Consider the following 13,377-nt stretch of genomic DNA (forward strand, 5'->3'; position numbering starts at 1 on the left):
TCGGGGGTAGGGCCGCGTAAGCGCGGGTCTAAAGATATACCAGGCGTTACGCTGGATGCCGGTGGAAATATAGTGAGCTATAACATAGAAGAGCAGTGCCATGCTGTGATGGAGAATGTTCGACTTATACTGGAGGCTTCAGGCTCACGATGGGAAAACCTGGTGGATATAACCGTATATCTCACGAATATGAAAAATGATTTTCCGGTGTTCAATAAAATATATGCAACGTATTTTCCGGATCGCGATCATCAACCCTGTCGCACAACGGTGGAGGTAAACGCGTTACCCACACCGATTGCGATCGAGTTAAAATGTATTGCTACTATATCTTCCTGATAAATATATAGTGATAAACAGAAGCTATACTTTATAGTTGCTTGTACACAACTCCGTCTTTCATCACGAAGCTTACCTTTTCCATTGTCTTGATGTTCTTGAGCGGATTCTCGTCAGTAGCTACGATGTCGGCAAATTTACCGGCCTCTAATGTTCCGATCTTGTCAGACATGCCTAATATACCGGCACTTACTACCGTAGCCGATTTTATAGCTTCTATAGCAGGCATGCCCGCCTCCACCATATAGGTAAATTCTTTACCATTATCGCCATGCGGAAACACACCGGCATCTGTACCAAAAGCAATCTTTACTCCGCGCTTATAGGCTTTACTGAAAGTCTGTTGTATCAGCGGACCAATCTCTAATGCTTTAGGCACTACCAGTGGATGGTAGTAGCCCGGAGTCTTTGCCTGTTCGGCAACAAACTTTCCGGCAGATATAGTGGGCACATAGTAAGTTCCTTTTTGTATCATCAGGTCCATAATCTCTTCCGTCATTTTTGTGCCGTGCTCAATGGTGGTGATACCGGCCAGTACAGCGCGCTTCATGCCTTCTACTCCATGTGCATGTGCTGCAGTATGCATTCCATAATCTTTTGCTGTTTCAATAATGGCTTTCAGTTCTTCATCGGTAAACTGCGGGTTGCTGCCATCTTTAGCAATGCTCAGTACTCCACCTGTTGCCGTGATCTTGATCATATCCGATCCATCTTTATACCGCTGGCGTACTGCCTGGCGAGCTTCTTCCGGAGAATTTACCACACCTTCTTTTGGTCCCGGGTCGCCCATCAGATCTTTACGATAGCCATTGGTAGGATCAGCGTGTCCGCCGGTAGTAGCTATAGATTTACCTGCAGTAAATACACGAGGTCCTTCCACCAATCCCTGATTGATAGCATTGCGTAAGGCTATATTTACTCCGGAACCTCCGAGATCGCGCACGGTAGTGAAACCAGCCATCAATGTTTTCTTTGCGAATACGGTTGAGCGAAACGCTATATCTGCATCGTTCAAGGTAAAGCGCTGCAGGTTTTGATCTTTATTGGTTTCACCTTCCAGGTGCACGTGCATATCGATCAATCCGGGCAGCACCGTCTTCTTACTCAGGTCTATAAGTTTATCGGAGCTGCCGGGTTTGGTAAACCCCTTTTCAATGGCAGTGATCTTGTTGCCTTCTACGATCAGCGTCATCTGCGGCTGTGCATCGTTCGTCTTTCCATCAATGAGATTTCCGCAGTGGATAACGGTGCGTTGTGCGTGTAGCCCAAGCGATGCACCGAGCAGCAGCAGTACCAGGTAAATTCTTCTCATAGTAAATTTCAGTTTAGGTTTAGGATGGATAGGTAATATCAGGCTTGTTGTTTCTTCAAATGCTTGGCGGTAAGTGATTTTAATTCTTCTATTTCCGATTCGCTCATGTTGCCGGCTTTTACATGCAGCATCAGGTCGAACATTACTTGCTGGTCGTAACCGAGTTTCACAGCGATCTGCGAACAGAAGAGTATCTCTTCCTTATACATGCGCTCATCGATCTTCATGAGCTGCACCAGGCTGAAAATATAGTCGAACTTCTGATTGGGAGCGAGATCATCAGGCACGATCAGTTCATGACGTTGATCAAAGAGTGGTTTTATTTCATCCGGGTAAAAGCCGTTGGCCCTGCCGATGTTGATAATATAGTATTGTTCGCGTTCAGCAACTTTGCCATCGATCTGCGCCAGGCTGATCAGTAATTTCATTTGGTTGAGTACGGCCATGAATGAATAGTATATGTTCGTGGTTATTTCATTTTAAGATGAACTATCTTCCGGTAATTCATCTTAAACTTAATAACAAATAACCAATACCTTTATAGCAAATGAATTTTCTCGCACATCTTTATTTATCCGGAAGCGATCCTGAAATAATGGTCGGGAATTTTATGGGCGACTTTGTGAAAGGGAGAAATCTTTTGCAGCAATACAATCAGCAGATTGTAAAAGGAATTGAACTACATCGCGCTATCGATGAATTTACCGATACACATGCTGTTGTAAAGAAGAGTAAAGATCGCCTGCGCGCTACCTACCGGCATTATGCCGGTGTAATTGTAGATGTCTTTTACGACCACTACCTGGCAAAATATTGGGATAGTTATCACACCGATATGTTGCCCGACTTTGCAGAGAAAGCCTATAGCACCATTGAGCGTTATGACCCGATCTTACCGGAAAATCTCAAGCGTATGTTGCCCTATATGATTCGCGGTAACTGGCTGGTACACTATGCACAGATAGAAGGTATTCAGCGGGCGTTAACGGGCATGTCGAGAAGAACACCGTATGTTTCGAGAATGGATGAAGCGGCCGGTGATCTCAAGAAATACTATACTGATTTCAAATCGGAGTTCGAGTTATTCTTTCCGGAGCTGAAAAAACATACGGAAGATTTTTTGAGCAGTCATGTATAGTACGCATGAGCAAACATTATTTTTGTAACATTCTATGGAAGACTATACTATACCAATGCAAAACGACCCGGAGCTGAGTGGTAAATATCTGGGTACTATTTCGCAGGATTTTGTGAGAGTAGCCGATGCGCTGAAGGAAGCTTCTTACCAGATACGCAAGGCAGGGTTTGAGTATCCTATATTTCCCATTTGCAAAGAAGCACAACCTGTAGGGCAATTACTGTTCGATCAGATACAAAACGGTACTGACTGGAATTACTTTGCTTCATTCCTCGATGAATTTTTGCAGCGCGGTATAGTTGAAAAAGATAAACTGGAAGACTTCGAAAAAGCCTATAAAGATCCGGATGAATTTTGCTGCCTCTTTGTGGTGGATAAAGAGTTTACCAATTTTCTATTTATACCCTACCCGGAAGATTAATCGCAGTTAGCTGGCAAAATGATCCCAGCCCTGTGCACGCAACGGTACCACTGTACCTTGTTTGCTGATCATAAGGTTCTGATCTTTTTTATCGTGCATATACCCGATACTGTGAATGTCGGGGTGATTCTTGATCTTCTCATAATCACTCTGCGCGATCGTAAAAAGCAACTCATAATCTTCGCCACCATTTAGTGCGCAGGTAATCGGATCGAGGTTAAACTCAACCGCTGTTTGAAAGGTGAGTTCATCAATCGGCACTTTGTCTTCGAAGATGCGAATACCCATACCGGATTGCTTACCTATATGGAATAACTCCGAGGCGAGTCCGTCTGATACATCGATCATCGAAGTCGGTTTTACTCCGGCTTCTTCCAGGTCAAAAATAATTTCTGTGCGGGCCTCCGGTTTTAACTGGCGGCTCACGAGGTATTCAAATTTTTCCAGGTCCGGTTGCATGTTCGGGTCAGTCATAAACACTTCCTTCTCACGCACCAATACTTGCAGGCCCATAAAGGCAGCTCCGAGATCGCCTGTTACACAAATGATATCGTTTACCTGGGCACCGCTTCTATAAGCAACGCGATCTTTCTTCACGCGACCGGTAACGCTAATAGAAATTACCAAGCCGGAAACCGAAGAAGTAGTATCGCCACCAACTAAATCTACTTTATAGTTAGCACATGCTGCTTTTATACCTTGATACAAAGCATCTACGGCTTCAACTGAAAAACGATTGGTTAATGCAAGGCTTACGGTAATCTGTTCGGCCTTTCCGTTCATGGCCGCTATATCCGATACGTTTACAGCAACCGCTTTATACCCCAGATGCTGCAGCGGCATATAGCCCAGATCGAAATGTATACCTTCTACCAGCATATCGGTAGAAAGCAGAAGATAATCATCGCCAGCATCAATCACTGCAGCATCGTCACCAATTCCTTTTACGGACGATGCATTCTGTAAGGAGAAATTATTACTGATGCGTTCGATAAGTCCGAACTCACCTAACTGACTGATTTCTGATCTGGATTCACTCATACTTGGATTGAACGCGGAAGCATATCAACGCTGATAGGTCCGCTTCATCCTGCAAAAGTAAGATTATGATCGGATCTCTTCACACAACTCTACCAAAACTCCCTGTGTAGATTTTGGGTGAAGAAAACAGATGCGTTTGTTATCAGCACCTTTTTTCGGAACGGGGTTGATCAGCTCAAAGCCTTTGCTTTGATAATTTTTGATTCCCTCTTCCATGTTCTTTACTTCAAATGCCAGGTGATGAATGCCTTCCCCCCGCTTCTCGATAAATTTAGCAATGGGCGAATCTTCACGTGTGGCTTCCAGCAATTCGATTTTTACACCCGAAAGCTCGAAGAAAGAAGTGCGCACACCTTCTGATGCCACCTCTTCAATTTTGTAGTGTTCCCGACCCAGTAAAGCAGCAAACAACTTGTTGGCCTGATCAATATTTTTTACCGCTACTCCAATGTGTTCCAGTTTTTCCATAATTGTTACCTTTGTATTTCAAAGAAGAAACTTTTCGGCACATTCGGAAGTTTAACCTTTGAGAATTTGATAAAAAGGCGGTAAAACGTAAAAGATTACCGCAGAAGTACTTAATCCTAATAGACCATGATACAGGTTACCGATAAAGCAAAAGACAAACTGGAACTGCTTCGTACAGAAGAAGGCAGAACATCCGAGCATAATGTGCGTGTTTCCGTAAAAGGTGGAGGTTGCTCCGGTTTAATGTACGATCTCGGTTTTGATGACAAGATCAACCCGGCTGATCAGATTTTTGAAGACAAGGGGATCAAGATCCTGGTAGATAAAAAAAGCCTGCTATACCTGTTAGGCACCACGCTTGATTTTACGGATGGATTGAATGGCAAAGGCTTTCAATTCATTAATCCAAATGCAACCCGTACCTGTGGTTGTGGTGAAAGCTTCTCTGTATAATTTTTTTAGGGTAGTCAGACCGTGAAACACGCTGCTGCAATTCTCTTTCTGTTGTTGAGCCTGTTATCAGGTGGCACTGCAGAAGCACAACAGCGAAGGTCTACGCAACAACAAACTCCTTTAACAGCTATCGTTTTTCTGGCGGTAGATTGTCCGATTAGTCAAAAATATACCGGTGAACTGGTGCAGATCGACAGCATCTTTGATGCTATGGTAAATGTGCAGGGCATTCTGCCCGGCAATGTAAAGCAAGAGGAAGTAGACCAGTTCAAGGCGGAGTATAATATCACCTTTCCGCTCATTGTTGATCGCGATTTTTTGTGGGTGAAAAAATATAGTGCGACTACTACACCAGAGGTTTTTTTAGTAGATCGCCAAGGGAGTTTACATTACCAGGGCGCCATCGATAACTGGTTTTTTGATTTGGGTAAATATCGTCAGCAAATCACCGAGCATTACCTTATCGATGCCATTCGTGCTGTGCTGGAAGGTCGTGAACCGATCATTTCGCGAACCGAAAGCGTAGGGTGTGTGATTCAACAGCCTTCATCTAAAAAAATCAACTGATATTTTGATTAGGCCAGTCTTTCCGATCGTCCGGAATTTTGGGTAACAATTGTGCTGTCAAACCCGCCATCTCTTCAGTTAAAATCCATCAATAATTCCTACTTTTGCATTCCTAAATTTTTGAGGAACAGACGGGAATGGAAAACATCCGCAATTTTTGCATTATAGCTCATATCGACCACGGAAAAAGTACGTTGGCCGACCGGTTACTGGAATTTACTGGAACGTTGAACGAGCGCCAGATGGAGGCACAGGTGCTTGATAACATGGACCTGGAAAAAGAAAAAGGTATTACCATCAAGGCCCATGCGATCCAGATGAACTATAAACTGGATGGCAAAGAGTATATTTTAAACCTGATCGACACGCCTGGCCACGTTGACTTCTCGTATGAAGTTTCGCGTTCTATTGCTGCCTGCGAAGGAGCACTGCTGATTGTGGATGCCAGTCAGGGAATTGAAGCCCAAACTATTTCCAACCTATACCTGGCACTGGAGCACGACCTGGAAATTATTCCGGTGATGAACAAGATCGACTTACCACATGCTATGCCGGAAGAAGTAACGGATGAGATCGTTGATCTGATCGGTTGCAAGCGTGAAGACGTAATCCGTGCCAGCGCGAAAGAAGGTAAAGGCATTGAAGATATACTCAAGGCAGTTGTGCAGCGTATTAAGCCACCGAAAGGAGATCCGAAAGGTTCGCTGCAAGCCATGATCTTCGACTCGGTGTTCAATTCCTTCCGTGGTATTGAAATATACTTCCGCGTATTTAATGGCTCGATCAAGAAAGGTGACAAGATCAAATTTGTTAGCACCGGTCAGGAGTATAATGCTGATGAGATTGGAGTGCTCAAATTAGATAAGCAACCCCGAGCTGAGATAGGCACTGGTAACGTGGGTTATCTGATCTCCGGTATAAAAGTAGCCAGCGAAGTACATGTGGGTGATACGATCACCAGCATTGTAAACCCGGCGGAATCTGTAAAAGGTTTTGAGCAGGTAAAGCCAATGGTGTTTGCCGGTATATATCCTGTTGAAACTTCGGAGTTTGAAGAGCTGCGTGATGCGATGGAGAAACTTCAGCTCAACGATGCATCGCTGGTGTGGGAGTTAGAAACTTCGGCAGCACTTGGTTTTGGTTTCCGCTGCGGCTTTCTCGGTATGCTGCACATGGAAATTATACAGGAGCGACTGGAGCGTGAGTTCAACATGACGGTGATCACCACCGTGCCTTCCGTTCAGTTCAGAGCGTTCCTTACAGACGGAACGGAAGTAAGTATAAATGCTCCTTCAGAGATGCCTGATCCTACCAGGTTGAAAAGCATTGAAGAGCCCTATATCAAAGCGCAGATCATTTCAAAATCAGAATATATAGGTCCCATCATTACTTTGTGTATGGACAAGCGCGGTATTATTCTGAATCAAAATTACCTGACGACAGACCGCGTAGAGATGTCGTTCGAAATGCCGCTGTCAGAAATAGTATTTGATTTCTTCGACAAACTGAAAACAATTTCACGTGGTTATGCTTCGCTGGATTATCACCTAATAGGTTTCCGCGAGTCTGACATGGTGAAACTGGATGTAATGTTGAATGGTGATAAGGTGGATGCATTGAGCGCAATTGTTCACCGTGGCAAATCGCAGGAGTGGGGAAGAAAACTTTGCGAGAAACTGAAAGAGCTTATACCACGCCACATGTTTGAAGTAGCAATACAAGCTGCTATAGGACAAAAAATTGTAGCACGCGAAACGATCAGCGCTATTCGCAAGAACGTGATTGCAAAATGTTATGGTGGTGATATATCGCGTAAGCGTAAACTCCTGGAGAAACAGAAAAAAGGCAAGAAGCGCATGCGTCAGATCGGAACGGTAGAAGTTCCGCAGGAAGCGTTTATGGCCGTGTTGAAAATTGATTAAGAAATTCAGAAGTATATAGAATGCAGGAAACCGTAACGACTCCCTACACACTCATTGACGGAAGAAAGATTTCAACCGACATCAAGAATGAAATTGCTTTGACGGTGGCAGAGCGCAAGCAGGCAGGAAAGAAAATTCCACACCTGGCGATCATTCTCGTAGGCGATGATGGAGCAAGTCAGACATACGTTGATAACAAAGTGAAGGCTTGTAAGTCGGTTGGGTTTCATTATACCATGATGCGCTTTGCAGATACCATCAGCGAAGAAAAATTACTGAAGCACATCGATCATGTAAACAACGATGATGATGTTGATGGATTTATCGTGCAGCTTCCGTTGCCTCAGCATATATCGGTTGAACGCGTTACGGAAAAAATTCGCTCTGATAAAGATGTAGATGGATTTACCAATCACAACTTTGGCAGCATCATTTCCAAAAAACCTTTATTGATGCCGGCAACACCTTTTGGTGTAATGGAGCTACTGCGCAGGTATAATATACCCACAGAAAGCAAACATGCTGTGGTAGTAGGTGCCAGCCGCATAACCGGAGCTCCGCTGAGTATGATGCTCACCGAGCTGGGGCATGCCACCGTAACGATCTGCCATAAGTATACGAAAGACCTTGCTACATTTACCCGCGCCGCAGATATACTCTTGGTTGCTGTAGGTAAACCTGATCTTATCACAGCCGATATGGTAAAAGAAGGTGCAGTAGTGATTGATATCGGTACGACTCGCGTAGAAGGCCCGCAGTATCCAAAAGGCTGGGCTATAAAAGGTGATGTAGATTTTAAAGCAGTGGCTCCTAAAACATCCTATATAACACCTGTGCCCGGAGGCGTTGGCCCGATGACGATCGCGTCATTGTTGTTGAATACACTGCGCGCTACCGAATTACAGAATCCATAGATTCATTCTATCAGGCTTCCATGCCGAATGCCTTATGCCCCATATACCCGAAACTATAGATAAAACGTTGCAGCAATCACTTCCCTTGATGGAAGATTTTTATACCATCCAGGGAGAAGGGTATTACCAGGGATCGGCTGCATACTTTCTTCGCCTGGGCGGATGTGATGTGGGGTGTGTATGGTGCGATGTAAAAGAATCGTGGGACGCAGCAGCCCACCCGTTGGTTGATGTAAGCGAAATGGCAGCGCGTGTAAAGAAGAGCGGAAGCCCTATAGCAGTCATTACCGGAGGCGAGCCTGTCATGTATAATCTCACAGCACTTACTGCTGCAATTAAAAGTCAGGATATACGTACACATATTGAAACCTCCGGAGTATATCCCTTAACCGGTACGTGGGATTGGGTGTGTTTTTCTCCCAAGAAATTTAAAGCTCCCGATGCATCGATTTTTGAGAAAAGCGATGAATTGAAAGTAATTATATACAACAAAAGTGATTTTGAGTGGGCTGAGAGTTTTGCTGCTAAAGTGCGTTCATCCTGCCAGCTATACTTGCAGCCGGAGTGGTCGAAGGAAAAGGAAATGCTTCCGCTGATCATTGAGTATGTAAAGGCAAATCCACAGTGGCAGATATCGTTGCAGGTTCACAAGTATATGAACATTCCTTAGCATGACGTTGCCGGCATTCATCGATCAAATGAATCAGTGGGGACAAGCGAAAGTCCCCTTTTTGTTTATGGTGGATTTTGAAATGGAATATCCGGTAATTATAAAGCTGGATGAAGTAGATATGTCCAAAATCCTTTTCAATATCAACGGACGAACAAATGCTCTGCACGAAGAGAAGTTGAGCCCAACGCAGATTGAAGCTTTACCTGTTCCGCTTGCTGAGTATAAGAAAAAATTTGATATAGTATATGACCGTTTGGCGTATGGCGATTCATTTCTCACTAATCTCACACTAAAGACACCAATCACATTACAGGCAACGTTGCGCGAGTTATTCTATCAAAGCCGTGCAAAATATAAAGTATGGATGGATGAAGCGTTCCTGGTGTTCTCTCCGGAAACTTTTGTACAGATACGTGAAGGAAAAATATTTTCGTATCCGATGAAAGGCACCATCGATGCATCACATCCTCATGCAAGAGAGGTAATACTTTCCGATCGTAAAGAAGAGGCCGAGCATACAACTATCGTAGATCTTATCCGTAACGACCTCAGTCAGGTAGCTACGCATGTAAGAGTGAATCGTTTTCGCTATATTGATGAACTGAAAACGAGCAATAAAAATTTGCTGCAGGTTAGTTCAGAAATTGTTGGAGACCTGCCGGATGACTATCGATCGAAGTTGGGTGATATATTGGTAAAATTACTTCCGGCCGGTTCAGTGAGTGGTGCCCCCAAGCAAAAAACACTGGAGATAATACGAAAGGCAGAGGGAGAGAAGCGCGGCTATTATACAGGCGTTGTAGGATATTTTGATGGCGATCATGTAGACAGCGGTGTTATGATACGCTATATTGAAAAAGAGCATGGCACTTTTTTTTACCGAAGCGGTGGAGGTATAACAACACAGAGTATTGTGACATCGGAGTATCAGGAAATCATTGATAAAGTGTATGTCCCTGTTGATTGAATCTATAAAATTGCTGGACGGAAAGTATTACAACCTTTCACATCATGAGCAGCGAATGAATCGTTCGTTGAAGTCGCTCTGTGGTTCGCATGATTATGTGGATCTGGAAGAGTTCCTTTCGAATATTGATAAACCTGAACAAGGACTTTTTAAATGCCGCATTGTATACGATGAGATTTCGCGCGAAGTAGAGTTTCATCCGTATGAGTATAAAAAGATCCGGAGCCTGCGTATTGTTGAGCACGACCGGATCCACTATGAGTTCAAGTATACAGACCGAAAGTTGATCAATCGGCTATACGATCTTCGGAAAGATTGTGATGATATACTTATTGTGAAGAGAGGGTTTATTACCGATTCATCGTACTCCAACATTGTGTTTCGCAAAAATAAGCATTGGGTTACTCCATGGTCGGCCCTGCTCAAAGGAACGCAACGTCAAAAACTGCTGGAACAAAACATCATCGAGGAAGATGATATTCGTATAGAAGACATTCGCTCGTTTCAATCATTCAAACTTATCAATGCCATGTTCGAATTTGATGGCGAGGAAATTGATGTATCCAACATTGTTTTTTAGTTTTAAACACCAATCAGGATCAGTCCTGAGATTTTTTATCGCTTAATCAGTTTTTTCATGAGTCGTATTCTGATCGTGCTTTTCGTTTTAATTTCATGTGCTGCTGTCGCTCAGGCACAGTTGAGTACGAAATCTAAAAAAGCAATAGAATATTATACGCAAGCCGATAACTATAGAGTTCGCGGTCAATTCGATCAGGCTATCAGTCTGTTGAATCAGGCATTGGAGAAAGACGATGAATTTGTGGAGGCCTATTATCGTCTGGGGCTTGTATACCAGAACATGAAGAATTTTCCGGAGGCGATCAGGAATTATGAGAAAGGCCTTAGTCTGACCAATGATCTGCGCAAACAGAAAACATTCTGGTATGATATGGGGGAAGCCTATGTGGCCGTAGGCGAGTACGAAAAAGCGATGAAGGTGCTAAGTGCTTTTGTGAACAACGAAACGCTGAATAAAACAAAGGTTGAACGTGCTACATCGTTGTTTAAGAGTGCAGAATTTGCCTATAAGAATAAAGACAATGTTTCGGCTTACATTCAGAAACCATTAAGCGATACGGTGAATTGTTTCGCTACACAATACTTCCCTGTGCTTACTGCCGATCAGCAACAACTCATCTTTACCCGAAGAACCAGTAACGATCCGAACGCTGATGAAGATCTGGTTATATCCAGGAAAAATGAACATGGTCGTTGGACTACCCCTGTATCTATTTCCAAGAATATAAATACACGATTGAATGAAGGCACCTGCGCTATATCTGCAGATGGCAGAAAGCTGATCTTTACCTCTTGTGTAGGAAGAGATGGTATAGGGAGCTGTGATTTATACGAGACAAAAAAGATAGGTGATGACTGGACAGAGCCCAAGAACCTAGGATCCAATGTAAACAGCATTGCGTGGGAATCTCAACCAGCCTTGTCAGCAGATGGCAGAACACTATATTTTGTGTCAGACAGAAGGGCAGGAATGGGGCGGAGAGATATATGGGTCACTTCATTAGATGATAATGGCAAATGGACAAAAGCCGTAAATGCAGGTAAGCCTGTCAACTCCGTGTTCGATGAAATTTCTCCTTTCATTCATGTAAACAATAAGACGCTATATTTTGCATCGAATGGATTACCGGGGTTTGGCGGCTATGATTTATTCTCGGTAGAAAAGGATTCTGCTGGCTGGTCAACACCTAAAAATATAGGGGCGCCCATCAACAATCACGATGATCAATTCTCCCTTTTTATTACTGCCGATGGAAAGAAAGGATATTACTCGCATGAAGAAAATGCCGGAGGAGGAACGCGCAGTCGCATATTCGAGATGCAAATACCGGAAGAGAACCAGGTAAAATACAGGAGTAATTATGTAAGCGGTATAGTGCGAGACAAACAAAATAAGCAAGTACTCTCGGCTCGTATAGAGCTTATCAACCTTTCGAAGAATCAAGTGGAATCGTTAGTCGAGTCTGATTCAATTAATGGAGAATATTTAATCGTACTAACACAAGGTGCAGACTATGCGCTATATGTGAACAAGGAAGGGTATCTATTTAAGAGTCTGCATTTTAATTATTCAGAGTCCTTTGACTTTAAACCCATTGTGTTAGATGTTGATCTGGAGAAAGCAGCTATCGGCTCTAAGGTTATTCTCAATAATATTTTCTTCGATGTTGATAAATATGAGCTGAAGAGTAATTCCATCACCGAATTGAAAAGAATCATTCGCTTCCTTACTGAAAATCCCAAAGTACATATCGAGATAGGAGGGCACACCGATAACTCCGGAGCGGCCGCCTATAACAGGAGCCTTTCTGAAAAAAGAGCGTTGGCAGTATATAATTATTTGATCGCTAATGGCATCGACAAGGCCAGACTTACCCCGAAAGGTTATGGGCCTGATCAACCTGTTGCGCCCAATGATACAGACGTTTCTCGTCAGCTCAATCGCAGAATTGAGTTCAAAATAACCCGGTAAATTTTACGGTACTCCAAGTGTGGTATCTCATGTTTAAACAATCGATTTAAACATGGCTAAACGCGAATTTTCGCGTCCTATAGCTATTTGTCTAAATATTTGATTAATCCAAATAGAGGTATTTTTTTTGGCTTTAGGTACTAAATTTCGAGGTACTCACCTTTCGAGAGTTATTATTTTGTTATAAGTTTGGTCGCATATTTAAATTTTCATTAACCTAAATTTTACAGTATGAAGAGAATTCTACTTGTATGCTTAACAGCGGTGTTTGCGTTCGCCAGCAGCGAATTGTGGGCACAGGAGCGAACGGTCACAGGCCGGGTCACTTCCGCTGAAGACGGATCAGGTCTTCCAGGCGTGAATGTTGTTCTTAAAGGAACTACCAGTGGTACTGTTACTACCGTTGAAGGTGATTATTCATTGAGCGTACCAGCCGCAGGAGGCACTTTGGTATTTTCATTTATCGGCCTTCAAACACAAGAAATTGAAATAGGAAGCAGGAACAAGATCGATGTTCAGCTTTCACAAGATGTTACTCAACTCTCTGAAGTTGTAGTAACCGGTGCAATGGGTCTGCAAAAGCAAGCGAAAGAGCTTGGTTATGCAGC

At 43.4% G+C, this 13,377-nt stretch carries 16 protein-coding genes; 12 read left to right on the top strand and 4 right to left on the bottom strand.

Annotated elements, in window-relative coordinates:
- On the top strand, positions 1-339 hold a 339-nt coding region (locus tag VIN08_RS05070; RefSeq protein ID WP_331961185.1), incomplete at its 5' end, for a RidA family protein.
- Positions 340-370: 31 nt separating this feature from the next.
- Here VIN08_RS05070 and VIN08_RS05075 read toward each other — a convergent pair.
- Both VIN08_RS05075 and VIN08_RS05080 read right to left on the bottom strand, forming a co-directional pair.
- Positions 371-1,651 (bottom strand): amidohydrolase family protein, encoded by a 1,281-nt coding sequence (locus VIN08_RS05075; RefSeq protein ID WP_331961188.1) that lies wholly within the window; start codon positions 1,649-1,651, stop codon positions 371-373.
- A 38-nt stretch (positions 1,652-1,689) separates the two neighbouring features.
- Positions 1,690-2,097 (bottom strand): hypothetical protein, encoded by a 408-nt coding sequence (locus VIN08_RS05080; protein ID WP_331961191.1) that lies wholly within the window; start codon positions 2,095-2,097, stop codon positions 1,690-1,692.
- Between the two features lie 101 nt (positions 2,098-2,198).
- Here VIN08_RS05080 and VIN08_RS05085 point away from each other — a divergent pair, with 101 nt between their 5' ends.
- Together VIN08_RS05085 and VIN08_RS05090 are read left to right on the top strand one after the other, a co-directional pair.
- The gene (locus VIN08_RS05085) at positions 2,199-2,789 is read left to right on the top strand and encodes an ACP phosphodiesterase (RefSeq protein WP_331961194.1); all 591 of its coding nucleotides are present in this window, start codon (positions 2,199-2,201) and stop codon (positions 2,787-2,789) included.
- A gap of 55 nt (positions 2,790-2,844) precedes the next feature.
- On the top strand, positions 2,845-3,210 hold the full coding sequence (locus VIN08_RS05090; RefSeq protein ID WP_331961228.1) for a hypothetical protein: 366 nt from the start codon (positions 2,845-2,847) through the stop codon (positions 3,208-3,210).
- Positions 3,211-3,216: 6 nt separating this feature from the next.
- Here the strand turns inward: VIN08_RS05090 and thiL are convergent, their stop codons facing one another.
- Both thiL and mce read right to left on the bottom strand, forming a co-directional pair.
- Positions 3,217-4,251, bottom strand: coding sequence for a thiamine-phosphate kinase (gene thiL / locus VIN08_RS05095; protein ID WP_331961197.1), 1,035 nt, complete (start codon positions 4,249-4,251; stop codon positions 3,217-3,219).
- Positions 4,252-4,314: 63 nt separating this feature from the next.
- Positions 4,315-4,719 (bottom strand): methylmalonyl-CoA epimerase, encoded by a 405-nt coding sequence (gene mce, locus VIN08_RS05100; protein WP_331961200.1) that lies wholly within the window; start codon positions 4,717-4,719, stop codon positions 4,315-4,317.
- Between the two features lie 126 nt (positions 4,720-4,845).
- Here mce and VIN08_RS05105 point away from each other — a divergent pair, with 126 nt between their 5' ends.
- The 9 genes from VIN08_RS05105 to VIN08_RS05145 form a co-directional block, all read left to right on the top strand.
- Complete coding sequence (locus tag VIN08_RS05105) at positions 4,846-5,172, top strand: iron-sulfur cluster assembly accessory protein (RefSeq protein WP_331961203.1); 327 nt, start codon at positions 4,846-4,848, stop codon at positions 5,170-5,172.
- Between the two features lie 21 nt (positions 5,173-5,193).
- A complete protein-coding gene (locus VIN08_RS05110) occupies positions 5,194-5,739 on the top strand; it encodes a redoxin domain-containing protein (RefSeq protein WP_331961206.1) in 546 nt (181 codons plus the stop codon).
- A gap of 137 nt (positions 5,740-5,876) precedes the next feature.
- Positions 5,877-7,661, top strand: a complete 1,785-nt coding sequence (gene lepA, locus VIN08_RS05115) for a translation elongation factor 4 (RefSeq protein ID WP_331961208.1) — start codon at positions 5,877-5,879, stop codon at positions 7,659-7,661.
- A 20-nt stretch (positions 7,662-7,681) separates the two neighbouring features.
- Positions 7,682-8,575: a bifunctional 5,10-methylenetetrahydrofolate dehydrogenase/5,10-methenyltetrahydrofolate cyclohydrolase gene (locus VIN08_RS05120; protein WP_331961211.1), complete on the top strand. Its 894-nt coding sequence runs from the start codon at positions 7,682-7,684 to the stop codon at positions 8,573-8,575.
- A gap of 34 nt (positions 8,576-8,609) precedes the next feature.
- The gene (locus tag VIN08_RS05125) at positions 8,610-9,245 is read left to right on the top strand and encodes a 7-carboxy-7-deazaguanine synthase QueE (protein WP_331961213.1); all 636 of its coding nucleotides are present in this window, start codon (positions 8,610-8,612) and stop codon (positions 9,243-9,245) included.
- A gap of 1 nt (position 9,246) precedes the next feature.
- Positions 9,247-10,215: an aminodeoxychorismate synthase component I gene (locus VIN08_RS05130; protein WP_331961216.1), complete on the top strand. Its 969-nt coding sequence runs from the start codon at positions 9,247-9,249 to the stop codon at positions 10,213-10,215.
- Entirely contained in the window at positions 10,199-10,795 is a 597-nt protein-coding gene (locus tag VIN08_RS05135) for an aminotransferase class IV (protein ID WP_331961219.1), read from the top strand. Before VIN08_RS05130 ends, VIN08_RS05135 begins: the two co-directional genes overlap by 17 nt.
- A 57-nt stretch (positions 10,796-10,852) precedes the next feature.
- A complete protein-coding gene (locus VIN08_RS05140; protein ID WP_331961222.1) occupies positions 10,853-12,769 on the top strand; it encodes an OmpA family protein in 1,917 nt (638 codons plus the stop codon).
- A gap of 231 nt (positions 12,770-13,000) precedes the next feature.
- Positions 13,001-13,377, top strand: a 377-nt coding sequence (locus VIN08_RS05145; protein ID WP_331961225.1) for a carboxypeptidase-like regulatory domain-containing protein, incomplete at its 3' end; no start/stop codon positions are given.

The sequence above is a fragment of the Ohtaekwangia sp. genome (assembly GCF_036568665.1).
In the GTDB taxonomy this organism is placed as follows: Bacteria; Bacteroidota; Bacteroidia; order Cytophagales; family Cyclobacteriaceae; genus Ohtaekwangia.